At 42.0% G+C, this 24,806-nt stretch carries 21 protein-coding genes, 1 riboswitch and 1 other annotated feature; of the genes, 17 read left to right on the forward strand and 4 right to left on the reverse strand.

What is annotated here, in order from left to right:
* Window positions 1–107 precede the first annotated feature (107 nt).
* The 8 genes from V6B33_RS10125 (at window position 108) to V6B33_RS10160 (ending at window position 7,650) form a co-directional block, all read left to right on the forward strand.
* A complete protein-coding gene (locus tag V6B33_RS10125; RefSeq protein WP_334217617.1) occupies window positions 108–404 on the forward strand; it encodes a hypothetical protein in 297 nt (98 codons plus the stop codon).
* Window positions 401–1,222: a type II pantothenate kinase gene (gene coaW, locus V6B33_RS10130; protein ID WP_334217618.1), complete on the forward strand. Its 822-nt coding sequence runs from the start codon at window positions 401–403 to the stop codon at window positions 1,220–1,222. The genes V6B33_RS10125 and coaW overlap by 4 nt, the downstream gene beginning before the upstream one ends.
* 91 nt (window positions 1,223–1,313) lie before the next feature.
* Entirely contained in the window at window positions 1,314–1,910 is a 597-nt protein-coding gene (locus V6B33_RS10135) for an SCO family protein (RefSeq protein ID WP_442915497.1), read from the forward strand.
* A gap of 348 nt (window positions 1,911–2,258) precedes the next feature.
* Complete coding sequence (gene selB / locus V6B33_RS10140; RefSeq protein WP_334217619.1) at window positions 2,259–4,145, forward strand: selenocysteine-specific translation elongation factor; 1,887 nt, start codon at window positions 2,259–2,261, stop codon at window positions 4,143–4,145.
* A gap of 94 nt (window positions 4,146–4,239) precedes the next feature.
* The gene (locus V6B33_RS10145; RefSeq protein WP_334217620.1) at window positions 4,240–4,812 is read left to right on the forward strand and encodes a VanZ family protein; all 573 of its coding nucleotides are present in this window, start codon (window positions 4,240–4,242) and stop codon (window positions 4,810–4,812) included.
* A gap of 145 nt (window positions 4,813–4,957) precedes the next feature.
* On the forward strand, window positions 4,958–5,593 hold the full coding sequence (locus V6B33_RS10150; RefSeq protein ID WP_334217621.1) for an NUDIX hydrolase: 636 nt from the start codon (window positions 4,958–4,960) through the stop codon (window positions 5,591–5,593).
* Between the two features lie 81 nt (window positions 5,594–5,674).
* Entirely contained in the window at window positions 5,675–6,301 is a 627-nt protein-coding gene (locus V6B33_RS10155; protein WP_334217622.1) for a metal-dependent hydrolase, read from the forward strand.
* 54 nt (window positions 6,302–6,355) lie between these two features.
* Window positions 6,356–6,601, forward strand: a binding site (T-box leader).
* Window positions 6,602–6,648: 47 nt separating this feature from the next.
* Window positions 6,649–7,650: a tryptophan--tRNA ligase gene (locus tag V6B33_RS10160; RefSeq protein ID WP_334217623.1), complete on the forward strand. Its 1,002-nt coding sequence runs from the start codon at window positions 6,649–6,651 to the stop codon at window positions 7,648–7,650.
* A 59-nt stretch (window positions 7,651–7,709) separates the two neighbouring features.
* On the opposite strand, the gene V6B33_RS10165 is transcribed toward V6B33_RS10160, so the two are convergent.
* Window positions 7,710–8,843, reverse strand: coding sequence for a zinc-dependent alcohol dehydrogenase (locus tag V6B33_RS10165; protein ID WP_334217624.1), 1,134 nt, complete (start codon window positions 8,841–8,843; stop codon window positions 7,710–7,712).
* 237 nt (window positions 8,844–9,080) lie between these two features.
* A riboswitch (SAM riboswitch) is annotated at window positions 9,081–9,184 on the forward strand.
* Between the two features lie 93 nt (window positions 9,185–9,277).
* Here V6B33_RS10165 and V6B33_RS10170 point away from each other — a divergent pair.
* The 7 genes from V6B33_RS10170 (at window position 9,278) to V6B33_RS10200 (ending at window position 19,818) form a co-directional block, all read left to right on the forward strand.
* Entirely contained in the window at window positions 9,278–10,399 is a 1,122-nt protein-coding gene (locus V6B33_RS10170; protein WP_334217625.1) for a methionine biosynthesis PLP-dependent protein, read from the forward strand.
* Window positions 10,392–11,579, forward strand: coding sequence for a cystathionine beta-lyase (metC, locus tag V6B33_RS10175; RefSeq protein WP_334217626.1), 1,188 nt, complete (start codon window positions 10,392–10,394; stop codon window positions 11,577–11,579). Before V6B33_RS10170 ends, metC begins: the two co-directional genes overlap by 8 nt.
* A 15-nt stretch (window positions 11,580–11,594) precedes the next feature.
* Window positions 11,595–13,445: a bifunctional homocysteine S-methyltransferase/methylenetetrahydrofolate reductase gene (locus V6B33_RS10180; protein ID WP_334217627.1), complete on the forward strand. Its 1,851-nt coding sequence runs from the start codon at window positions 11,595–11,597 to the stop codon at window positions 13,443–13,445.
* A complete protein-coding gene (gene metH, locus V6B33_RS10185; RefSeq protein WP_334217628.1) occupies window positions 13,426–16,872 on the forward strand; it encodes a methionine synthase in 3,447 nt (1,148 codons plus the stop codon). The genes V6B33_RS10180 and metH overlap by 20 nt, the downstream gene beginning before the upstream one ends.
* A gap of 332 nt (window positions 16,873–17,204) precedes the next feature.
* Window positions 17,205–18,050, forward strand: coding sequence for an STAS domain-containing protein (locus V6B33_RS10190; RefSeq protein WP_334217629.1), 846 nt, complete (start codon window positions 17,205–17,207; stop codon window positions 18,048–18,050).
* A 150-nt stretch (window positions 18,051–18,200) separates the two neighbouring features.
* Entirely contained in the window at window positions 18,201–19,181 is a 981-nt protein-coding gene (locus V6B33_RS10195; RefSeq protein WP_334217721.1) for a ring-cleaving dioxygenase, read from the forward strand.
* Window positions 19,182–19,203: 22 nt separating this feature from the next.
* On the forward strand, window positions 19,204–19,818 hold the full coding sequence (locus tag V6B33_RS10200) for an alpha/beta hydrolase (RefSeq protein WP_334217630.1): 615 nt from the start codon (window positions 19,204–19,206) through the stop codon (window positions 19,816–19,818).
* 462 nt (window positions 19,819–20,280) lie between these two features.
* Here V6B33_RS10200 and V6B33_RS10205 read toward each other — a convergent pair whose 3' ends face one another.
* Both V6B33_RS10205 and V6B33_RS10210 read right to left on the reverse strand, forming a co-directional pair.
* The gene (locus tag V6B33_RS10205; RefSeq protein WP_334217631.1) at window positions 20,281–20,733 is read right to left on the reverse strand and encodes a GNAT family N-acetyltransferase; all 453 of its coding nucleotides are present in this window, start codon (window positions 20,731–20,733) and stop codon (window positions 20,281–20,283) included.
* A gap of 39 nt (window positions 20,734–20,772) precedes the next feature.
* Window positions 20,773–21,693 (reverse strand): hypothetical protein, encoded by a 921-nt coding sequence (locus tag V6B33_RS10210; RefSeq protein ID WP_334217632.1) that lies wholly within the window; start codon window positions 21,691–21,693, stop codon window positions 20,773–20,775.
* Between the two features lie 171 nt (window positions 21,694–21,864).
* On the opposite strand from V6B33_RS10210, the gene V6B33_RS10215 reads away from it, so the two are divergent.
* Together V6B33_RS10215 and V6B33_RS10220 are read left to right on the forward strand one after the other, a co-directional pair.
* Window positions 21,865–22,476 (forward strand): YitT family protein, encoded by a 612-nt coding sequence (locus tag V6B33_RS10215; RefSeq protein ID WP_334217633.1) that lies wholly within the window; start codon window positions 21,865–21,867, stop codon window positions 22,474–22,476.
* Between the two features lie 269 nt (window positions 22,477–22,745).
* Window positions 22,746–23,570 (forward strand): STAS domain-containing protein, encoded by an 825-nt coding sequence (locus tag V6B33_RS10220; protein WP_334217634.1) that lies wholly within the window; start codon window positions 22,746–22,748, stop codon window positions 23,568–23,570.
* A 35-nt stretch (window positions 23,571–23,605) separates the two neighbouring features.
* Here V6B33_RS10220 and V6B33_RS10225 read toward each other — a convergent pair whose 3' ends face one another.
* Window positions 23,606–24,685: a hypothetical protein gene (locus V6B33_RS10225; protein ID WP_334217635.1), complete on the reverse strand. Its 1,080-nt coding sequence runs from the start codon at window positions 24,683–24,685 to the stop codon at window positions 23,606–23,608.
* Window positions 24,686–24,806: the final 121 nt, after the last annotated feature.

Consider the following 24,806-nt stretch of genomic DNA (forward strand, 5'->3'; position numbering starts at 1 on the left):
AGGAGAACCCTGGCTTTTTGTTTTCCTGACATTTCTAATTTCACTTTATATTTCCATCCTTTTTTAATAAGATAGAGATAATCAGACCAAAGAGCAGGTGTTCATTCATGAAAATAAGTATTTATATTTTGTTACTGTTGATTTCAGCCGCTGTTGCAATCGGATGGAGCTGGAAGAGGCTGTTGGATTTTAATAGTTATAAGAAACCATTTTGGGAAGGGGTTGCGCTTCAATTTTTCTTTTTACTGTTAGCGTCTATTTGGTGGCTTTTCACAGCAGACTTTTCGAAAGGGATTATCGGGGTATTCTATTATCTCCTGGCATTTTTGATCATCATGGTGATACATGGATATATCCTTCATTTCTTATTCTCAAAGAAGAAATTGAAAGAAGAAGCTGAATGAAGAACATTGGGATTGATGCAGGTGGTACACTGACGAAGATTGTGTATGAAGAAAACGGCAGGAAGCATTTTAAACGATTTGACAGTAGAGAATTACATTCTGTTTCAAAATGGCTGGAACTGACTTCACCTGACGCTTTACTGCATGTAACCGGCGGAGGGGCGATGAAAATCAAATCGTTACGGAAAGAAGTCAGTGTTATCCCGGAGTTTCGGGCAGTGGAAGAAGGTACCCGAGAGCTCCTTAAAGAGCAGCACCATCAAATAGAGAGATTCATCGTAGTCAATATCGGAACAGGTACCTCTTTCTTCAAGGTTGACGATAGAAGTTTTACAAGGGTTTTAGGGAGTGGTATAGGCGGGGGTATGTTTATGGGGCTTGGAAGTAAATTAACGGGTGTAACCGACTTCACAGAGCTGGTGAAGTTAGCTGCGAATGGCCACCGGGCGTCTGTAGACTTGATGGTGTTGGATATTTATCAAGATCAGGAAACTCCCGTTCCAGAAAATTTAACTGCTGCAAACTTTGCCAAGTACAAGAAAGGAAAGAGTAATGACGGTGATATAATACGATCGATGACAAATATGATGGCCGAGACGATCATCTTATTGGCTCATCAAATGGCAGTTACACATGATACTCAATCAATTGTTTTTATTGGGAGTACACTGAGTGGAAATACGCCTCTTAAAGAAGATCTTTCCCAGTTTGAAGAAATGCTTGGCTACAATGCCATCTTCCTCGATGATGGGGGATTCACAGGCAGTCTTGGTGCATTATGCCTTGGACTGAAAGGACAAGGTGATTTCACAAAATAGACATCGAAACTCAAATGAAGCGCATTGAATTTTCCTTATCTTTCTACTAACATAGTATGAGAAATAGTAGATGAAAGCGGAGGAGATTGAAGTGTCTAAACCGAAAACACTAGCAGTCATGATGACTCTGATCGGAATTCTCCTTGCAGGTTGCAGCAATAGTGACTTTCAAGCAGAAACGGATTATGAAATCTCAGACTTCAGTTATACGAACCAGAATAATGAAAAGGTGAGTTTGAAGGATTTAGAAGGGAAAGTATGGGTTGCGGATTTTATTTTCACAAACTGTGAAACTGTCTGCCCTCCAATGACGTTTAACCTGAAAAAACTTCAAGGGGAACTGAAGAAAGAAGGAGTGGAGGATTATAAGATTGTGTCCTTCAGTGTGGATCCTGAACATGATAAGCCTGAGGTATTAAAAGACTATATCTCAAAATTCGAAGCCGATACCAGTAAGTGGGAATTGCTTACTGGATATGAGTTTGAAGAGATCAAAGAGTTTGCGGAGCATTCCTTCAAGTCAATCGTAGCGAATGATCCTAAGTCTGATCAAGTCATTCATGGTACGAGTTTCTATCTGGTCAATCAAGAAGGAGTTGTCGTAAAGACATACAGCGGTAACAGCGACGTACCTTACGACGAAATCACAGCTGATATGAAGACGCTGATCAAAGAAGGTTCTAATTAAACAGGTGACGGGAATAGTCAAGTTGGTATCAAGCTTAAGTAAGTTTAGAACAAGCTTGGATTCCTCTTGGCTATTTTCTTATTAATCAAGATATATGGTAAAATTGTATTATTCTATTAGTTTAAGCGGGTGAAGAAAATCAGAAAATCAAAAGGGATGTTTATTTTTGATTGTGTAATCACAATCGTTATACTGCTCTGGACCATCAAGTCTTTCTCTGAAGGAGAGAATGTGAAGGGAATGCTGTTTGTTGCTTGCTTTGCGTTGATGACAGGAGTCTTATTTACTCATTATAAAAATAGAAAGCGATAAAGAATCATGTTTACATAGTGAAAGCAGGTGTGAAGATTGCAAAAACGCTTTTATACGATCGGTATGGCAGGCCATATCGATCACGGGAAGACGACACTCACTAAAGCGCTGACGAATATCGACACCGATCGGCTTAAAGAGGAAAAGGAAAGGCAGATTTCAATTGAATTGGGGTTTGCCCCGCTCTATAAAGATGAAGACATGCAAATTTCAATCGTTGATGTCCCCGGTCACGAACGTTTTATCAAAAAGATGATTGCAGGTGTAGCTGGGATAGATCTTGTGGTATTGGTTGTTGCTGCAGATGAAGGTATCATGCCGCAAACCCGTGAGCACCTTGACATTCTTTCATTGCTGGGAATCACTAATGGTATTGTGGTACTCACGAAAACTTCGAAAGTGGATGCTGACCTTAGAGAACTTGCAAAAGATGAGGTAGTGGAAGAACTACAAGGTTCCCCCTTCGAAAATGCCCCATTAATGATGGTGGACAGTATATCAGGTGATGGGATCCAAGAACTGAAAGAATTGATCATCCGGTCAATGGAAGACATTCCTGTAAGGACCTGGGAAGGGGATTTCCGGATGCCGATCGACCAGGTATTCACCGTAAAAGGACAAGGGACCATCGTAAGGGGGACTATCTACGAGGGATCTGTCGTGACAGGTGAGAACCTCCTGATCCTCCCCAGGGGTCTGTCCACTAAAGCAAGGCAGATCCAGGTTCATGGAATGGACACCCAGAAAGGATTTGCCGGTCAGCGTACAGCGGTTAACCTTCCGGGGATTCATCACCAGGAACTTAAACGGGGTGACGTTCTGGTTGGATCCACTCACCTTTCCGTGACAGATACGATTGACGTATCGATAAATGTCCTTAAAGGTTTATCGCATGAAATGAAACAGAGAATGGAAGTGAAAGTCCATACAGGCACTTCTGAGGTGATGGGTAAACTGATATTTTTCGACCGTAATAAAATTGATAAAGAAAAAGACCTCATCCTTTGCCAGATTCGATTGAACGAGCACATAGTGGTTAAACGAGGTGACCGCTTTGTAATAAGAAGACCTACTCCTATGGAAACGATTGGAGGAGGCTGGGTCATTAATCCGAAAGGCGAATCATACAGATTCGGACATGAAACGATTGCAAAGCTCCGATCAATCATGGAAGGAACTCCAGAGGAAAGAATATTGAATCTGCTAGATAAGAAAAAGAGCATGACTGCTGAAAGTATCCAAAAAGATGCGTCCGTTACCGAAAACGAACTTTCCTCTATCCTCAAACAGGAGGGGTGGTTCGTTTTGCGTTCTTGCAATGTGACACATATCACCATTATTGAAAGCTGTGGTGAAAGGATTTTCAGCGAACTCAGTATCTACCACGAACAAAACCCCTTAGATAAAGGGATGAATAAAGGGGAACTGACTCAGCTTCTCGATATTCCATATGATGTACTCCTTTCTAGTATCGACCATCTCCTTCAACAGAAAAGATTATTAATAGAGAATGGTGTCTTTAGTATTAGAGGGTTCACTCCCCAACTTCCCTTTCAATGGGAAAAAAGGTGTTTGCAGATGATTCATTCTATCAGGGAAGACGATTTGAAGGTGAAAACAGTAGAAGAATATTTTCACGATGCAGGTATCCCTGAATCACTTAGACAAAAGTATTATTCATTTTTTGTCCAGGAAAAATGGATTATTCCGCTGGACGAAAAATACGCATATGCATATGAATCATTCATTCAAGCAACTAATTTCTTGATGAAAAACACCGGTCAAAGTTTTGCCATTACTGAAGCGAAAGAGGTATTGGGAATAACACGAAAATATATGATTCCTTTTTTAGAAAGACTGGATAAAGAAGGGTACACAGTCAGAATGAATGAAAAGAGGAAGTGGATTTCTTATGAAGAATAGCCTGGAGATGTTTCTCCTCTTAAGAAATGTGGTATAAATGATCTCATGTCGTTGTATTTAATTAATATAAGAGGTAGAAAGTAGGAGACGAAAGATGCATGAATTATGGAGCGCATTCGGATGGGTGATACCCATTCTTGCACTGATTACCATTACTTCTATTCTAGCCGTCTCCGTTTGGAAAAAGAAAAAGGGAAGGGGCAGGTGGATGAATCTCCTTCCCATTTTATTGCTTTCGATTTCCATTGGGGGGATCTGTTTGATCACACTCACTCCATTTATCGGAGATGGAGGAGTGAACGGCGGAATTAAAGGCAATACCAATATGGAGCCATTTTCCAATCTCAAACTCAATCTCATATACCGCAATCATTTAGAGGTTCCAATACGAAACCTATTAGCGAATATCTTCCTGTTTGTTCCTTTCGCTTTCTTTTCAAGCTGGTGGATGCGCCACCAAAGAGCGATAGTTTTGAAGGTGACCTTTCTAGGTGCACTATTTTCATTCTTTATCGAATTGACTCAATACTTCCTTCCCCTGGGAAGGTCAACGGATATTGATGATTGGCTCATGAATACATTGGGATCTCTTATCGGTGGTATTTTATTCATCATAGGAGGCTTCTTTTACAGAGTGTATAAATTAAACAGCCGAAAAAATAAATGATAGGACTAAGATGGAGTATAAACCAAAACGGGTTTATGCTCTTTTTTGAATATAAAATAGAAAATTATGTTAATATGGAAGGGAAATCAGCTAATAAGGAAAACTCTTATGCAAATAATGATAACAAGTTGAAGGAGGCGGGTTTATGAATGAAGAGAAACTATCCATTTTCGATGGAGATTATAATAGATTGGGAGAACGGACTCGTGAAGAAGTACATACAGATGGGGATTGGCACGAAACGTTTCACTGCTGGCTGGCCCATACTGATGAACGCAGCGGGGAGGAATATATTTATTTTCAACTGAGAAGTGATCGAAAGAAAGATTACCCAGGACTGTTTGATATTACAGCTGCCGGCCATATATTATCTCATGAGTTAATTGAAGACGGGGTACGGGAGATTCATGAAGAATTGGGGATGGAGATTGACTTCGGTGATCTAACTTTTGCCGGTGTCATCAAGGAAGAGTTGAATGGCACAGGGATCATGGACCGCGAGTTAGCAAATGTTTATTTTTATACAAAACCTGTGAACTTTGAAAGCTTTAGTATTCAATTGGATGAAGTATCAGGCATCTTCCGCACCACTCTTAGAAATTTTGAAAGGCTGATCTCCAAAGAACTGAAAGAAGTCCAATCAGAAGGATTTATTATCAATAAAGACTTTGAAAAGGAATACATAAACAGAAACATATCAATAAATGACTTTGTCGCTCATCCTCCATCCTATTTTCATGAGATTATCACGAAGGTAAAGATCGAGCTGCTGAAAAAATAATTCAAGTTTCCCATGTTCACTTCACCTTAAATCCTCTATTATGGGAAGTTCAGTATTTCTTGTAAGATAAGGAGGAGTGTTGTGAACGGAACAGCACATATGGCCGCAGGAGCAGCTGCGGGATTTATCACAGCCAACTCAACAGGATCAGATCTAAGCGCGACAGCCATTCTTGTCACAGCAGGCGCGATTTCCGGGTTGATGCCGGATATGGATATCGATGGTAAGCTCAGTAATAAGGTGACCTTTTCACCAAAGATGATCCGTGCGGTGGCCCAAGTAATTGGTTCTATGATGATATTATACAGTTTCTTGGAAGAGCAAGGAAGAGAACAATGGATCGGTATAGGATACGGAATCGGTATTTTAATGCTTTCCACCGTGATTACTCAGAGGAGGATGCTGACCATTACAGGAATCGGAGTGGCTGCAGCAGGCTGGCATATGGATGAAACCTGGTTATGGCTGCTTGGAATCTACATCGTAATTGCTTCGCTTGTTTCACACCGAAGTTATACCCATTCTTTGCTTGGAGTAATCTTTTTTGGGTTTATTTCGAAATACTTTGAGTCTTCACTGCAGATAGAAGGCGTATTTGAAGCATGCATGCTTGGATATGCCAGTCACCTGGTTGGGGATATGAAGTTCCTACCCTTTAACAAAAGAGGTGTAAAATTATTTCTGCCTTTTACATCAAAGGAAATTTAAAAAAGTATTGACCAAATTTTCCTCTTACTATAAAATATTGGAAAACAAGAAAATACGTATGCAATGATGAAGAAAAGTAAACTGTTGAAAACTCTTCAGAGAGCTGATGGGCGGTGAGAATCAGCGTGGCAGGACAGTCGAATGGGCTTCTGAGCACCCAGACCGAAAGTGAAAGTAGGTCGTGGCGGAAAGTCTCACCGTTACAAGGGACAATGTATCTAGGTACGATCCTATGTACATGTAAGTGCGTTTACGGCTGTGAACGAATGAAGGTGGCACCACGGGTTTCCCGTCCTTTTTAGGATGGGGAGCCCTTTTTTGCGTTAAAAGAAATGGAGGAATGAGGGATGAAAAAGCAAGTGCTGACCGGGATCAAACCTACAGGAAGGGTGCATTTGGGAAATTACATCGGTGCAATAAAACCAGCACTCGAATTTGCACAAAACGAAGAATATATGCCTGCTTATTTCGTAGCGGATTATCATGGACTCACAAAAATACATGACAAAGAGGAAATGAATCTGCTCAGCCGCGGAATTGCTGCTACATGGCTAGCTTTAGGGCTTAATCCTGAGAAAGCGATATTTTACAGGCAATCAGATGTCCCGGATATTTTTGAATTAAGCTGGATATTAGCCTGTTTTTCTCCTAAGGGATTGATGAACCGGGCACATGCATATAAATCCATTGTCGAGGAAAATATCGAGATTGGAAGAGAGGCTGATACAGGAGTGAATATGGGGTTGTTTACGTATCCGATCTTGATGGCTGCGGATATCCTGCTCTTCCAAACTGAAATTGTTCCTGTGGGCAGGGATCAAATTCAGCATGTTGAAATCGCAAGGGACATCGTTGAAAGCTTTAATCATACCTACGGTGACACATTCACACTTCCTCAGTATGTCATTGAAAAAGAAACCGCTGTGCTCCCGGGATTGGATGGACGCAAGATGAGTAAAAGCTATAACAATACCATCCCATTATTCGAGGAACCGAAAAAGCTGCAAAAACTCATAAATAAGATCAAGACAGATTCCAGCCCGCCTGGAGCGCCGAAGGATCCGGATGCATCTGTAATATACTCGTTATATAAAGAATTTGCGACAGACATACAAACCTCAGAAATGAGAAATCGCTTCCTGTCGGGAATTTCATGGGGAGAAGCCAAGAAAGAGCTTTTTGATGTTATGAATGTGTATTTGGAGGAGCCGCGTGACAGATACAATGAGTTGATGGCATCTCCTGAAAAGCTTAATGAAGTTTTACTGCAGGGTGCAGAAAAAGCAAGAAAGAAAACCCGTCCACTTTTGCAAGAGGTGAAAAGGAAAATCGGAATCCTTCATTCTTGAAGAAGAATATAAAAAAGCTGCCATCCCAAGTGATATGGCAGCTTTTCTAATCAAAATTATTATGGTTTTAAAATCACTTTAATATTGCCGTCCGCTTTCTCATCAAAAATATCATAACCCTTTGCCGCCTCTTCAAGTGGTAAACGATGAGTGATGATATCGGTAGGGTCAAATTCGTTGTTTTCTATCATATCATACAATTTAGGCATAAGATGTATGACAGGAGCCTGCCCCATTTTGATGGAGACATTTCTGCTGAAGAAGTCGCCTAAGGGAAAACGGTTTGCCTCCGTCCCATAAACACCTGTCAATTGCACTGTACCGAATTTTCTGACAGCTTGTGAGGCGGTTTTAATTGGACTGATGGTTCCGAATTGATTATCGAAATCTGATCCTAATGTCTCTTCGGGAGGGACGGTACCATCCATTCCTACACAGTCAATGACCACATCAGCGCCTCCTTTAGTAAATTCGTGAAGGACAGATCCGATGTCAGGGGTTTCTTTGAAATTGTATATTTCAGCACTGTTTGTGCGTTTAGCATGATCCAGGCGGTGCTCAACCTGATCAACAGCAATGACTCGATCGGCGCCTTTTAATTTGGCAAACTTTTGAGCCATCAGTCCTATCGGGCCGCTCCCAAGAACAATGACAGTATCCCCTTCTTTTACCCCGCTGTTTTCAACGCTCCAATAAGCTGTAGGTATGACATCCGAAAGGAAGAGGACACTTTCGTCATCGAGGTTACTGGTCTCGGGTACTTTAAATGATGTAAAGTCAGCATAAGGCACTCGAAGATATTCTGCCTGTCCGCCCGGATAACCTCCCATCATTTCAGTAAATCCAAACAGACCTCCTATTTCTCCATGGGGATTGGAATCATCACACTGACTTTCCATCTGATTCTTGCAGAAGAAACACTCTCCACAGCCGATATTGAAAGGGATGACGACACGGTCCCCTTTTTTAAGACTTTTCACTTCGGAACCTGCTTCCTCGACAATCCCCATTGGCTCGTGTCCCACGACATAATCTTGTTGAGGTTCTATCCCGCCGTGGTATAGGTGAAGGTCAGAACCGCATATCCCACTTGCTGTGATTCGCACAATCATGTCTGTAGCTTCCTGGATATCAGGTGTTTCAACTTCTTTGACCATCATCTTTTCTTTCCCTTGGAACGTTACGCCCTTCATAACTGATCACATCCTATTCTAGTATTTATATACATATAGACTTGATGTTGATGAATTAAACATTTGTTTGTTTAACAGTCCATCAATATTTAACAAACTCATCAAATCAATAACTGCTTAAAGCATTAAAAATGACAAAGTATTCATAATTTTCATTGACAATTAATAAAGTATGGTGTAAGTTATGAAGAAGTTATTTCAGTAAAGTGATTGCTGGATTTAATAAAACCAAATAGATTCTTATCCAGAGAGGTAGAGGGACTGGCCCTGTGACACCTCAGCAACCAGCATGGCGCATGGTGCTAATTCCAGCAAGTTGTAATCAACTTGAACGATAAGAGGGAGAATGAACGATAGAAGCCTTCTTATTTTGATAAGAGGGCTTTTTGTTTTTTACCCCTTTTCGTGTAAAAAAGAGAAAAGGAGCTGCAAAGTTGAAAAAACATATCGATACAATTCTCGTTCAATCCGGAAATCGTACGGACGCAGGCACAGGGGCCATCAGCCCCGCCATTCATTTGTCAACAGCATATGAACACAAGGCTATCGGACAATCAACAGGATTTGATTATTCCCGAACTGGAAATCCTACCAGGTCCATAGTAGAAGATACACTTGCTAAGCTGGAAGAAGGACATAGGGCTTTGGCATTCAGTTCGGGGATGGCAGCCATTCAAGCTGTTCTGAGTCTATTCACAACAGGCGATGAATTGATTGTTTCCCAAGATCTATACGGGGGCAGCTATCGTTTATTTCTTCAGTTTGAAAAACAATATGGAATCAGGTTTCATTTCGTGGATATGCATGATGATAGCCGGATTACAGAAAAGTTGAATGGTAGAACAAAAGCGATATTTCTTGAGACGCCAACTAATCCGTTGATGAATGAAACCAGTATTTCAGCCGTTTCCTCCATTGCTCAAGGTCATAACCTGCTGCTGATCGTGGACAACACGTTTTATACCCCGATTCTGCAAAAGCCGATTACAGAAGGGGCGGATATCGTCGTTCACAGTGCTACGAAATATTTAGGCGGTCACAATGATGTCCTTGCAGGGGCGGCCATCGTTAATAGTGAGGAATTGGGTGAGAAGCTCTTCATCATTCAGAATTCCATCGGTGCCGTCCTTTCCCCTTTTGACAGCTGGCTGCTTCTTCGAGGCATGAAAACACTAAGTATAAGAATGGCTCAGCATGAAAAAAATGCAAGGGTAATTTCAGAATACCTGAAGAATCATGATTGTGTGAGTGATGTGCTGTATACCGGCAGAGGCGGGATGCTGTCATTCCGGATTACAAGGGAAGAATGGGTTGGTCCATTTCTGCAGAAACTCAAAGTCATCACGTTTGCTGAAAGTCTTGGAGGGGTTGAAAGTTTCATTACGTATCCGGCTGCACAGACACATGCAGATATACCTGTAATGGAAAGGAATAGGCTGGGAATTTGTAATCGGCTGTTGAGATTTTCAGTTGGCATTGAGCATGTGGATGATATCATTTCGGACTTAGAGAATGTATTTAATCAGTTAAGAGGAGAGGCGATTATTCATGGGTAAAAAAACATATTCACGGCAAACTTCCCTGCTTCACTCTCACGGATATGATGCTCATACTGGAGCGGTTTCTACACCTGTCTATCACGCTACCACTTTTCATCAGAGTAATTTCGATCAGTTTGGCGCCTATGATTACAGTCGTTCAGGAAACCCTACCAGAGAAACGTTGGAAGAGACGATCGCTGAACTGGAAGGCGGTGTAAGAGGCTTTGCATTTTCATCAGGCATGGCTGCGATTTCCACAAGTTTCCTGATCCTTTCCAAGGGGGACCATGTTCTTATTTCGGAAGAAGTATATGGAGGCACTTACCGATTGATTACAGAGGTATTAAACCGGTTTGGTATTCAGTATTCCTTTGTTGATATGAGGGATCTTCATGAAGTTGCCCGTTCGATCAGACCAAATACGAAAGTGATTTATATTGAAACTCCTTCTAATCCATTGCTGAACATAACTGACATTGAAGGAATTGTGAAACTGGCCAAAGCAAATGATTGCTACACATTTTTAGATAATACGTTTATGACCCCGCTGCTGCAGAGACCTTTGTCACTTGGTATTGATGTAGTATTGCACAGCGCGACCAAGTTTCTGGCTGGTCACAGTGACGTCCTTGCGGGACTCGCGGTGACTGGAAACGAATTACTTGCAGAAAAGCTTGCTTTCTTACAAAACTCATTTGGTGCTGTACTTGGGCCGCAGGACAGCTGGCTATTATTAAGGGGATTGAAGACCCTGCATGTCCGGCTTAAACAATCTTCAGAAAGCGCATATAAAATCTCCCGATTCCTGGAGACGAGAGAAGAAGTAGAGGAAGTGTATTATCCGGGATTAAGCTATCACAAAGGACACGAGATCCATGTTCGCCAGGCAGAAGGGCCGGGTGCTGTGTTATCTTTCCGCTTAAAAAGTGAAGTTGAAGTCAGAAGATTGAGTAAAGCAGTGAAGATTCCCGTATTTGCTGTTAGCCTTGGAGCTGTTGAATCCATTCTTTCTTACCCGGCAAAGATGTCACATGCATCCATGCCGCAGCCGGAAAGGGAGCGGCGCGGGATTACAGACGGCCTCTTGAGGTTATCGGTTGGACTGGAAGACACAAACGAGTTAATTGAAGATCTTAAGCAGGGATTGAATTCAATCAAGATAGAATCGATTCATGATAAAATCATCCACTTGTGAAGAAGGAGGGATAATGTGAAACCGCTCATACAATCGATAAAAGAGAAAATTTTGATAGCTGATGGAGCCATGGGGACTTTATTGTATTCATACGGTGTGGATCGATGTTTCGAGGAATTAAACCTTTCCCACCCGGATGAAGTCTTCAAGGTTCATAGAGATTATATAGATGCAGGGGCGGATATCATCCAGACCAATACGTATGGCGCAAACTATGAAAAACTTTCGAGGTACGGATTGGAGGACTCAGTCAAGGAAATAAATACTGCAGCAGTAAGGCTTGCTAAAAAGGCAGCAGGTGACCAAACCTATGTTGCAGGGACCATTGGTGGAATCAGGGCGATAAAACAGAATATATCTCTTGAGGAAATCAAACGAAGTTTCCGTGAACAGCTATACTGTCTGCTGCTTGAAGGAGTCGATGGAATCCTCCTTGAAACGTATTATGATTTTGAGGAGTTGTCGACAGTCGTTAAGATCGCCAAACGGGAAACAGACCTGCCAGTCATCGCGCAGGTATCGATGCATGAACCGGGAGTACTTCAAAACGGTATGAACGTAAATACTGCGCTTCGGGAGCTGGAAAACCTCGGGGCGGATGTTGTAGGGATCAATTGCAGGATGGGTCCGTATCATATGGTTTCCTCCTTGGAAGAAGTACCAATCCCAAACAATGCATTTCTATCAGTCTATCCGAACGCAAGTCTGCCGAATTATGAAGAGGGGAGATTCTATTATTCTGCAGAACCGGAATATTTCGGGAGGATAAGCAATGACCTCAGGAAACAGGGTGCAAGGATAATAGGTGGATGCTGCGGGACCACACCCGAACATATCCGGGCAGTATCAAAGAATTTGTCCAGCAGAGTTCCGGTTACGGATAAAGAGGTAAAAACAAAAAGATGTGTACAGATTACTTCACCCCCTTTAAAAGATAAATTGATTCATCAGAAAGTAAAAGAAAAGAGAACGGTGATTGTCGAGCTCGATCCCCCAAAGCACCTCGATACCAGTCTATTTTTTCAAGGGGTAAAAGCGTTAAAGAAGGAAGGCATTGATGCCGTCACACTTGCAGACAATCCTTTGGCTTCCCCGAGGATCGGAAATGATGCGATTGGGACGATGGTCAAGGAAAGATACGATCTTACGCCGCTCGTACATATCACATGCCGGGACCGTAATTTGATCGGCCTTCAATCCCACTTGATGGGGCTCTGCACGCTGGGGATTCACAATATATTGGCCATTACGGGGGATCCTGCAAAAATAGGGGATTTTCCCGGCGCAGCTTCCGTCTACGACCTTTCTAGTCTGGAATTGATTGAATTGATCAAGCAGAATAATGAAGGAATATCATTCTCCGGTAAATCACTCCGGCAAAAAACACAGTTCTCGGTTGGAGCTGCATTCAATCCGAATTTCAGACATCTGGATGCATCAGTAAAACGACTCGAGAGGAAAATTGAATCAGGAGCGGATTATTTCATATCTCAGCCGGTATTTGGTGTAGAAGAGATGTACCAAATCCATGAAGCGACCAGGCATTTAAATACGCCGATTTTCATCGGAATCATGCCTTTATTGAGTTCCAGGAATGCAGAGTTCCTTCACCATGAAGTACCTGGCATCAAAGTCCCGGTGGAAACGAGAGAAAGGATGAAAAATGCAGGTACCGACCCCGTTCATACAAGGGCAGCGGGAATGGGAATTGCCAAAGAGCTATTGGATTCAGCTCTTGAATTATTTAACGGAATCTACCTGATCACCCCGTTTGTCCGATACGATATGAGTATAGAATTACTTCAGTATATGAAAGAAAAAGCCGGGAAAGAAATGGAGGCTCCATATGGGCAGCACATTATTTGAAGAACAGCTCAGAAAGAAAATACTCGTCCTCGACGGGGCTATGGGAACAATGCTTCAAGAGGCGGGCTTAACACCAGAAGACTTCGGTGGAGAGGAGCTGGACGGGTGCAACGAACATCTTGTCATCACTGCGCCGGAAGTCATTTACAATATCCATTGTGAATATTTACAGGCAGGCGCTGATGTGGTAGAGACAAACACATTCGGAGGCACCCCTATTGTACTTGAGGAATATGGATTAGGTACCCAAGCTTATGAAATAAATAAAACTGCGGCAGAAATAGCAAGAAAAGCGGTAAAATCCTTTACGACTCCCGAATGGCCAAGGTTTGTAGCCGGATCAATGGGACCGACTACCAAAACGTTATCGGTCACAGGTGGAATCAGTTTCGACGCATTGTCCGATAATTACCGCATACAGGCGAAGGGACTGCTGGATGGAGATGTAGATGTACTGTTGCTGGAGACCAGTCAGGATGCGTTGAATGTCAAAGCAGCAAACCTTGGTATCCAGGCTGCGTTCGCAGAAACCGGCAAGGAGGTCCCTATCCTTTTATCAGGCACAATAGAACCGATGGGTACGACACTGGCAGGACAGAACATCGAAGCATTTTATTTATCATTGGAACATCTGAACCCTCTGGCAGTCGGGTTGAACTGTGCGACAGGACCTGAATTCATGCGGGATCATCTGCGTTCACTATCAAATTTAGCGACGACATTTGTCAGCTGTTATCCGAATGCCGGACTGCCTGATGAGGAAGGGAACTATAATGAAACCCCGGAATCACTCAGTCTGAAAATGAAAGGGTTCCTTGAAAAAGGGTGGCTGAACTTGGTTGGTGGCTGTTGCGGGACGACTCCAGATCATATAAGGGCATTATCCGAGCTGGTAAAAGGATATATTCCAAGAGTTCCGAACAACTCACATGCTCACGCTGTCTCGGGTATTGAACCGTTTTTATACGATGACAAGGATAACCGCCCTATATTGGTAGGCGAACGGACGAATGTAATCGGCTCCAGGAAGTTCAAGAGACTGATTGCTGAGAATAAAATTGAAAAAGCATCGGAAATCGCAAGATCACAGGTGAAAAATGGTGCACAGGTCATCGATATTTGTGTTGCAGATCCTGACAGAGAAGAAGCGGAAGATATGGATACATTCATACAGGAAGTTGTGAAAAAAGTGAAAGTTCCTCTTGTCATCGATACAACCGATGAAGAAGTTCTGGAGGCAGCTTTGAAATATTCACAGGGTAAGGTAATTATCAACTCCATTAATTTAGAGGATGGGGAAGAACGGTTCGAAAAGATTTCCCCGCTCATTAAGAAATACGGTGCTGCAGTTGTAGTAGGAACCATCGATGAAAAAGGAATGGGAGTGACAATACAAAGGAAGGTTGATATTGCTCTCAGGTCGCATCAGCTGTTAACGGAAAAATACGGAATCGCTCCCCAGGATATCATTTTTGATCCACTCGTTTTTCCGGTAGGCACAGGTGATGAACAATATATAGGTTCTGCAAATGCAACGGTTGAAGGAATTAAGAGAATCAAGGAATTACTGCCTGAGTGCCCTCATATACTTGGGATCAGCAATGTTTCTTTCGGTCTTCCTCCAGTGGGAAGAGAAGTGCTGAATGCCGTATTTTTATATCATTGCACCAAAGCAGGACTTGATTACGCGATCGTGAATACAGAGAAACTCGAACGGTTTGCCTCCATCCCTCGTGAAGAAGTAGAGCAGGCAGAAAGGCTTCTGTTTGAAACCACGGATGTGGCGCTTGCTTCTTTCACAGAGTTCTACAGAGGGAAGAAGAAGGAATTGAAGGTACCTGTTAATACAATGACTCTCGAAGAACGGCTGGCGCATTATGTCGTCGAAGGCACAAAAGAAGGGTTGATACCTGACCTTGAACTGGCTTTAAAACAATACAATGCCCCCTTGGAGATCATAAACGGTCCATTAATGGAGGGAATGAGCGAAGTCGGACGATTATTTAATGATAATCAGCTGATCGTAGCGGAAGTGCTGCAAAGTGCTGAGGTCATGAAAGCATCAGTAGCTCATCTGGAGCCGCATATGGAACAGAATGAAACATCTTCAACCAAAGGGAAAGTAATCCTTGCTACGGTTAAAGGAGATGTCCATGATATCGGAAAGAATCTGGTAGACATTATTCTGAGTAATAATGGGTATGACGTGAAAGATTTGGGAATTAAAGTGACCCCTCAGGAATTGATTGAAGTGATTAGAGCGGAAAAGCCAGATATTGTGGGGCTTTCAGGTCTCCTGGTAAAATCCGCACAACAGATGGTCATTACAGCACAAGATCTAAGACAATCGGACATTTCTGTTCCAATCGTTGTAGGAGGTGCAGCCCTGACCAGAAAATTCACATCTTCAAAAATTGCCAAGGAATATGAAGGGCTCGTTCTGTATGCCAAAGATGCCATGGATGGATTAAGCATCATCAACGGTGTCCGGGATGAAAGGACCCGTAAGAAATTGGAGGAAGAAAGCCGACAGAGACTCAATGAAGTCAAACTCACTACAGAAAAGGAAACAAGGAATGATGCATCGGTTACGGTAAAGGTCCGGTCGAAAGTATCTAAAGATGTGCAAGTACATGTTCCACCTGATTTAAAGCCGCATACCATTAAAGACTTTTCTTTGGATCAAATACAACCCTATATTAATCAGCAAATGCTGCTGGGTCATCACCTCGGGATCAAAGGGAAAGTCTCAAGGCTGCTCCAGGAGAAAGATGAACGGACACTGCGAATAAAGAAAGTAACCGATCATTTATTTGAGAAAGCAAGAACAAATGGGCTGATTCACGCTGCAGCACTGTATCGTTTTTTCCCGGCTCAATCTGACGGGGACGATGTCGTCATTTACGACCCAAATCACAAAACGAGAGAAATTGAACGATTTCATTTTCCAAGACAAGTTAACAACCAGCATCTCTGTTTGGCAGATTATCTGCGCCCTGTCGGAAGCGGTGAAATGGATTACGTAGGGTTCTTTGCAGTGACAGCCGGCAGACGAATCAGAGAATGGGCGGCATCATTAAAACAAGAAGGGAAATTTCTTGAGAGTCATGCCATCCAGGCATTAGCGCTTGAGACTGCTGAAGGACTCGCTGAGCGTGTTCATGAAATGATGAGAAGCCGGTGGGGATTCCCGGATCCGGTTGACTTTACAATGCAGGACAGATTTCGAACAAAATACCAGGGACAGCGATTTTCCTTCGGATATCCCGCTTGCCCGGAACTGGATGACCAGCAGAAACTTTTCGGACTTTTACAACCTGAAGGAATTGGCATAGAATTGACGGAAGGATGTATGATGGAACCTGAAGCATCCGTTACAGCAATGGTATTTGCCCATCCTGAAGCACGGTACTTTAATGTACTTTAGAAGATCAATTGGCTGCTTATTTTGAAAACGAGGAATATCGGGAAATTGAAGGCACCCTGGCAAGAGTGATCAGGGTGCCTTCTTTAACATCGTCTTGATGTATTTTTAGACTGTAAATGTATGGTGCGAATAATTCTCGTCCTTATCTCTTGCTTGAGAAAGTTTATGAATAAGGGGTCCGGTTGCGATTCACCTTTATCACCCCACAATAAATTATCGATGCGCTGAAATTGATATTAATGGAATCTGGTATTTTACTATATTATAATGTACAGAAAGCAATAGTTGGAAATAATATTTGTCTTACCAATTATCGGAAGGAGCGTACATAAATGCACAGAAACAAGGGGCTACATACCTTTTTATTTAGTAAAGCGCATCAATTGACAGAGAACTGGTACAGTACAATTGAAAAAAGCAATATTTCAGGGGTATATTCTTCCAGTGATCCCAAAGTGATAGAGGACTTGAAAAATCAAAATTTTACGTTTCACCAATTATTTTGTGAAGTCTTTATCTTGGATAAAGAGACATTTTTTAAGCGGTTAGATGATTGGGTGCTGACGATTGCAGAAGACAAAGAACATTTGGAGACACCTACTCACATTATCATCCAAGAGTTCATGAGAGTAAGAAAACAATATCTTGAATTTGTAAATGAGTACGCTCAGATTCATCAGGAAAAAGATATATTGGAACATCTGAAGCTATGGGAGGATATAGTGATCGATTCATTCGACCGTGTAATGGTGCGCTTTATCGAATTGCAAAATGATGTTGTTGAAAAACAGCTGCAGTCACAGGAGCAAATCATCCATGAGCTGAGTGCCCCTCTTATCTCCTTAAATGAAGATACAGCATTGGTACCGTTAATTGGTAATATTGATCCAGCCCGTGCTAAATTGATATTGGAGAACACCCTGGAACAATGTGTGCGGCAAGAAGTTTCTTATTTATTCATTGATCTTTCCGGAGTTGTCATGATCGATACCATGGTTGCTCATCAACTGTTCCATCTAATTGATGCCCTGGAATTACTCGGAGTAAAAACGATCCTTTCTGGCCTGCGTCCGGAAATTGCCCAAACGGCTGTTCAGCTCGGGCTTAATTTCAATAACCTCACGATTACATCCACTTTAGCACAAGCGATCACGATCAAAAATGACAATAAAAGGTAATTGAAGAGCATCTGACTGTTTAACTGTCGGGTGCTTTTTCGTGCTAGTAAAACACCTCGAAATAATATATCTTGAATTAAAGATAAATATAATGTATGCTATTTGTAGATAGTAAATAGATACCATTTCTTAAATAGGAGTGAAATAATGATGAATTTAAAACCTTTAAAAGGGCAGCACCATGTTTCTGCCATTACAGCAAATGCAAAGAAGAATTATGAATTTTATACTAAAATGCTCGGGCTTCGTTTAGTGAAAAAATCCATCAATCAAGATGATACTTCTGTATATCATCTCTTCTATGCAGATGAACGGGGGAATCCAGGGACGGATCTTACTTTTTTTGAAATCCCTCATGCTGGTCAAACGTACAAAGGAACGAATAGTATCACCTTAACCGCCCTAAGAGTAAAAAATGATGAAACGTTGAAATTCTGGAAGAACCGCTTTGAAGAGTCAGGGGTTGAGCATGATGAAATTTCCCATAACACAGGTCGGGCTTCTTTAAGCTTCCGTGATTTTGAAGGGCAGCGACTAATGCTCGTATCTGATCAGAATAATGAAGGGGTTACAGGCGGGACACCTTGGGATAAGAGCCCGGTGCCTGTTGAATATGGAATAGTAGGATTAGGACCGGTGACTCTTACTGTTGCGAGAGGAGAATATACAGCAAAGATCCTGACCGATGTATTAGGCTATCGTGAATCAAGAAGTTTTGCTGCTTATGAAGAAGGCCAGCCTGACATTCGTGTATTTGAAACTGGTGAAGGCGGAACAGGTGCAGAAGTGCATCTGGAAGAGAGAAACGACCTGCCTCAGGAAAGACCGGGAAGAGGAAGTGTGCATCACGTAGCATTCCGGGTAGAGGACGAAAAGGAACTGCGCAAATGGGTGGACTGGATTACGAAAACTAAACTGCCCAATTCCGGGTTTGTTGAACGTTACTATTTCCGCTCTCTTTACTTCAGGGAGCCTAATGGTATCCTGTTTGAACTGGCGACGGATGGTCCTGGGTTTGAAACCGATGAAGACTTTGAGAATTTAGGAGAAAATCTTTCTTTGCCTCCATATTTTGAAAATCAGCGAGGCACAATTGAGGCGAAATTGAAACCATTGGACACGAAAGAATAACCGATTAATAGGAGGAAGGAAATTGAAGCATATTTATATACAAGGAAGTAACCGTGAATTGCCGATACTCTTACTTCTTCATGGCACCGGCGGGAATGAACGGGATCTGCTGCCGCTTGCTGAAATGATTGCCCCGGACGCTTCAATACTAAGTGTACAAGGGAATGTTAATGAGAATGGAATGGCCCGTTTCTTTGCAAGACTGCGTGAGGGAGTCTTCGACGAAGAAGATTTGCTATTCAGAACGAAGGAATTAAATGATTTTCTTGATGAGAGTTCCCGAAAGCATGGGTTCGATCGCAGCAATATAGTGGCAGTCGGTTACTCCAATGGAGCAAATATCGCAGGCAGCCTCATGTACCATCATGAAAATTCCTTGAAGGGTTCTATATTGTTTCATGCAATGGTACCCCGGCGCGGAGTGGATCTTCCCGATTTAAATAATGTGGCAGTATACATCGGAGCAGGGAAAAAAGATCCGTTGATTCCTATGGGTGAAACAAAAGAACTAATAAAGAATCTTATGGGAGCAAACGCAAATGTCACCGAGTTTTGGACAGAAGGCGGGCACGAATTAAGAAGAGATGAAGTGAATGCCGCGAAAGAATGGTTCGAAAAGAATTATATCCAAATCTAATTTACTAAGAGGCTGGGACAAAAGTGTTTTAGGCTGAATAAAACCCGAACTAATTTGAACTCTAAGTTCAAGTAAGTTTGGGTTTTTATTAAATTTGTTCAAATGTCCATTTTGTATATAGCTTGTTCGAGCGGTTGATTGGAGTGCAAGACGAAGACTCCTGCGGGAAAAGTAGCTTATTAGAAAAGCGGAAGGGCTTTGCTCAGAGGCGTGTGGCATAAGACGAATCGGCCAGGAAGGCGCTCTTTGCCTTCTTGGCCGGTTTGGCTTATGACATGTGCCTCTAAGCCTTGCAGCTAGACAAGTGAGACACCGCAGGAGCGAACGCGACGAGGAGGCTCACGGGCTACCCGCGGAAAGCGAAGTCTTGCACGGAAATCATTAGCGGTATTCAGTGGTCATCACTGATAATGTTCGACTTTAGGCAGTTGTTTTTTTGTTTTGTCTCAGCCTCTTTATGATTTATATAGACTTTGCCATGATGACATTCGTTACTTCATATCCGATGGTTTCATATAGCCTTCTGGCGGGTGTATTATGGGCGAACACATGTAATTCTATTTTATTCAAACCCAATTCTTTTGCTTTGATTTCAATTTCTTTCATCGCCGATTTGCCGAAACCCTTACCTCGGAATTCTTCTTCAATTTCAATATTATATATATATCCTGTTTGGTTAGGCATGACCGCAATCCAAAAAGAACCAACCCGGGCATTTTCATTATAAAGTGAATATAGATAGTTGTTCTCCGTCTTTTCACCTTGAGGCAAAAACCTTTCATAATCTGCTTTCGCTCTATCAAGAGCTTCTTCTTCGTTCCAGTTGCCGGATCGTGTTTTTTCACTTGCGTAGCTGATAATGGATTTCTCTACAAAAATAGAAAATTCTTCAGAAGTCATCGGTATTACTATCATAGATTATTCCTCCTTGCTTTTTTCAAGAATCAAAGGGAATTACTTATTGATTTTTCCGTAAGCATCAAGGGAACGGAGTGTAGCCAGGGTCAGGATTCCCCTCCATTCGATTTCTGCATTTTTCCAGGTATCTTCGTATTGACCGAACCAGGACCAGGCCGGCTGCCAATAGCCATCTTTATGCTGAGATTCAATCTCTGCCATTAACTGCAGTTCCACATCTTCCTTAAGCGCTTCATAAAAAGGTGAAGTAGGATGAGGAGCTGCCCCAAGCGGCTTTGCAACGTATTCATCCCATCTCTCTGGATTCGTGCAGACAGTCTGGTGAAGTGACTGTGATAATGATGTATAAATGTGCTGTCTTTCATCCGACTTTTCAGGAAGGCTTTGAAGCAGACGGGAATAGCAAAGAAAATCATGCATTTCAATGGGCATCGGCAACTCGTCAAGTTCTGCTAAAGCCTTACTTAACCATTGTTCCTTAGAAGGAAAATCACAGTCATAAACGTGGAAATATCCTACTAGTTCTGCATTGGGATTAGCCCATGTCGTCTGCACGCCAGAATACCCTTTGTCATTGTGGAAGTGCCACCAGGGAGCATGGGGAACGCCATTCACTTCCGGGGGGACAGCATGCCAGGTTTTCAGAGTGTGATCAAAGGCAGCTTCTAAATAATTCAACGCTTTTCTTATGATTGGATGATTACTGCCTAATTCCAGTTCTTTTGCAATTTGCAGACCTACAGTCGTAGCCATGGGAGAAGAGACTTGTAATCTGAAATCCGGTTCAAGACATTGCCCGAAACCGCCGTCCTCATTTTGAAAGTAGGTTAACTCCTCCGCAGCGTCCTTTCTGCTCCCATTTTCAAAGTGATAAGAAAACAATTTTTGCTCAAGGGGGCGGGCATGTGTAAACATGAAAGATCTGGCAGATTCCCATCCATCACTTGATAGCATCATTTTGAAAACTCCTTTATCCGTAAATTATCCACTCTTCTATATTGGCTAACCACCTTATAAATTCCTTCTTTTGGAGAATGAGTCACCAAATACTTTTTCCTGATTGCAACATTATGCAAAGACTACTAAACTAGTATAGTAACTACACCATAGAAATAGGAGTCCTTCATAGTGAATTACATACAAAAAGCATCAGTCCTTGCCTCAGGTTCCGTGATTCAGGGGACAGCCATGTCGGTCTTCCTTTTTCCTCATTTCATTCCTTCCGGCGGGGCTGCAAGTGTAAGTGTACTGCTGAACTATCTTTTTCATATTCCATTTTCAAGCACGCTTTTGGTATTGAATGCAGGATTATTGATCGCTGCTGTTAAGTGGCTGGGAAAAGCAAATGCCCTATGGACGATGTTCTGCGTGACGATCACATCGATTACAGTTGATTCCATCAGTCCATACATGATTACTCCCTTGTCAAATGTAGCATTGGACTTGCTGTCCGGTGCAATCTTGTTTGGAATCGGACTTGGTCTTCTCTTCAGGATGGGTGCATCTTCCGGGGGGATGGATATTCTCGCTCTTATCCTTTCGAAACTGCAAGGATATTCACCGGGCCGGTCACTATTCGTCATAAATAGCAGTCTTTTAGTATTGACGGGCATCGTGGTCGATTGGAAAATCATCCTGTATGCACTTTTTTCGCAATATATCGGAACAAAGATCCTCGATTTAATCTACAAGTTTGAAGTGAAAAAAGTTTCAAGATGGGCTGAAAAAATGGCAAAATGAAGGTTTGTCCTCCATTGGGTAATTGCAATGTAGGATATACCTTTATTTTTGTTTAACGCTGAGATTGAATTAACATGGTACCTTCAGCGGAGAAAAAGCGGGGAGCAGTACGTAAAGAGAATCGGTATGCGTCTAACAAAAAAATATTAAATAATTTCACTAAAATGGTTTAACCGTTTAATAGAGAGGTATGTAACTTAGATGTGTAAAAGGAATAACTATATAGTTAAGCGGAAGAGACATAACAATAGGTCAAGGGGGCTGATCATTTGGAGAAGGCAATGTTACTTGGGGAGTTGATCGTAAGGAATAGAATGGGGATTTCTGCAAAAATAAGTGAATCTTTGAACGGGAGTTATAAACAATTTCTGAAAGAGAACAAATTTGATGAGGAAAAAATGATGTACAGGCGTTCTGAGTTAATCGAAATGATCGGACATGCATTGATTGCCTTTGATGCGGATGCAGTGTGGGAAGAATTGAACAGCTGGGCATTAAATACAGGACAGACTGCCGTAGATCATGGTTTAGCCATCGATGAATTGCTTAACATGAATAAAATATACCGTAAAGAAATATGGTTCTTTATCCAGGAGAACATGGATAAACCGCTGATGAAAATTGAGACCGTCCTTAGAATAAATGAAATCATCGATTCTCTTCTCGATCAGACGGCTTATATCTATAGTTCAACGTTTGTAGAATACCATAAAAAAACGATTCGTCTGGCCAAGGATACTATGCTGGAAGTTTCAACACCGGTTGTATCTCTCTCCGATGAGATTGCAATACTTCCTTTAGTAGGGGATTTAGACACAAATCGGGCGAAAATCCTGATGCAAACTGCTTTGGAACGCTGCGGGGAACTAGGGAATTCGGAGTTGATCGTAGATGTTTCAGGTGTCCCTATTTTAGATACGATGGTGGCAAATGAGTTTTTCATACTGGCGAAATCCTTAAAATTGATTGGCGTGCAGCCGGTGTTTACATGGCTTCGACCTGAAATTGCCCATGCAGTCGTCAGTCTGGGGATTGATTTTAAAGAGATTAAGATCTTGGGTTCCTTAAAGCAAGCATTGGCACTACGGGTTTAATTAATAGACTGCAATCGTGAAGAAAGTCATGGACTTCAAGCCGTCCATGACTTACTTTTTTGTTGATTTGAAGGAGAGAAGGCAGAGAAGTGAGAAATCCATAAAGCAATCTGAATAAACGTCAATCCAACCAGAATCCATACGCCTGCATATGAGATTAATTCCTGAGCCCTTTGCACAATTATTCCTTCGGGTTTCATCATGATGGTAAAGGTATAAAACATTGCAAACGTAAAAATCCTGCTCCATTGGCTGACATGATAAGTCCATAATGCTTTACGAATCCCCAGCTTGCGCAGCCGTAAATTGAGCCGGATGATTTCAATCAACTCAACAAAAATGAACATGATCGCTGCCATCACCCATAGACTTTCGATTATCAGAGAAGGGACTGAACCGCTGGTCACTGCAGCAAAGCCCGTGATGGATAATGCCCCATGCATGATACAGTTCGTATTATTCCAATCATGGATAATCGACCAATGACTCCCGAGATACCTTTTCAGGATCATCACCAGGCTTACAACATACATAATGATGCCAGTTATGATGAGTACCCGCATCATAAGCTGAGGTGATTGACCTAATACTGCATGGGTCAGTAATACAAGGGACTGAGTACTCACTGTAGTGAGTAAAATGACTCCATGTACTTTGTTTGAATTGCCGCCAATGCTCCTGAGTGCCTGAATGGAACCAGCCATATAGCAGATCCACAATAAGAAATTTGCCGTAACAATCAATTCAGGTATATAAAGTGGATTAAATTGCTCATCGATGATGATACCGCAAATAGAAGTACTGGCAATCCATGTCCCGATACTGAATCTGTTTAGAGAATTGTCAACATGACGACTAATGAAAGATCTGTTTTTAATAGTCAATAGAATGGATCCTATGAATGACAACCAAATCGCAATAATCATAATACTCAGTAATCTGCCGGGTGCCCCCCTGAAAAAATCCAATCCTAGATAATGGTGTAACACCCCTTCAGTAAAGATACCAAGTGCCATTACAATAGCAAATGAGGCTGTCTGAATATAAATTTTTTGTCTATAAAAGAAATAAGTCAAAATACCAGTAAGCACAATGACGTACAAGTAAACATCCATCACAAAACCACCAACATAAAATGATTTAACGTTTAATATTTTATCATATAAATTGAAACATAGTCCTTGTACTTATGTATTTTAACCCCAATATATTTAAGGCTTGCCATATCAATGAAAG

It is taken from the genome of Mangrovibacillus sp. Mu-81, assembly GCF_036867415.1.
In the GTDB taxonomy this organism is placed as follows: domain Bacteria; phylum Bacillota; class Bacilli; order Bacillales; family Bacillaceae_B; genus Rossellomorea.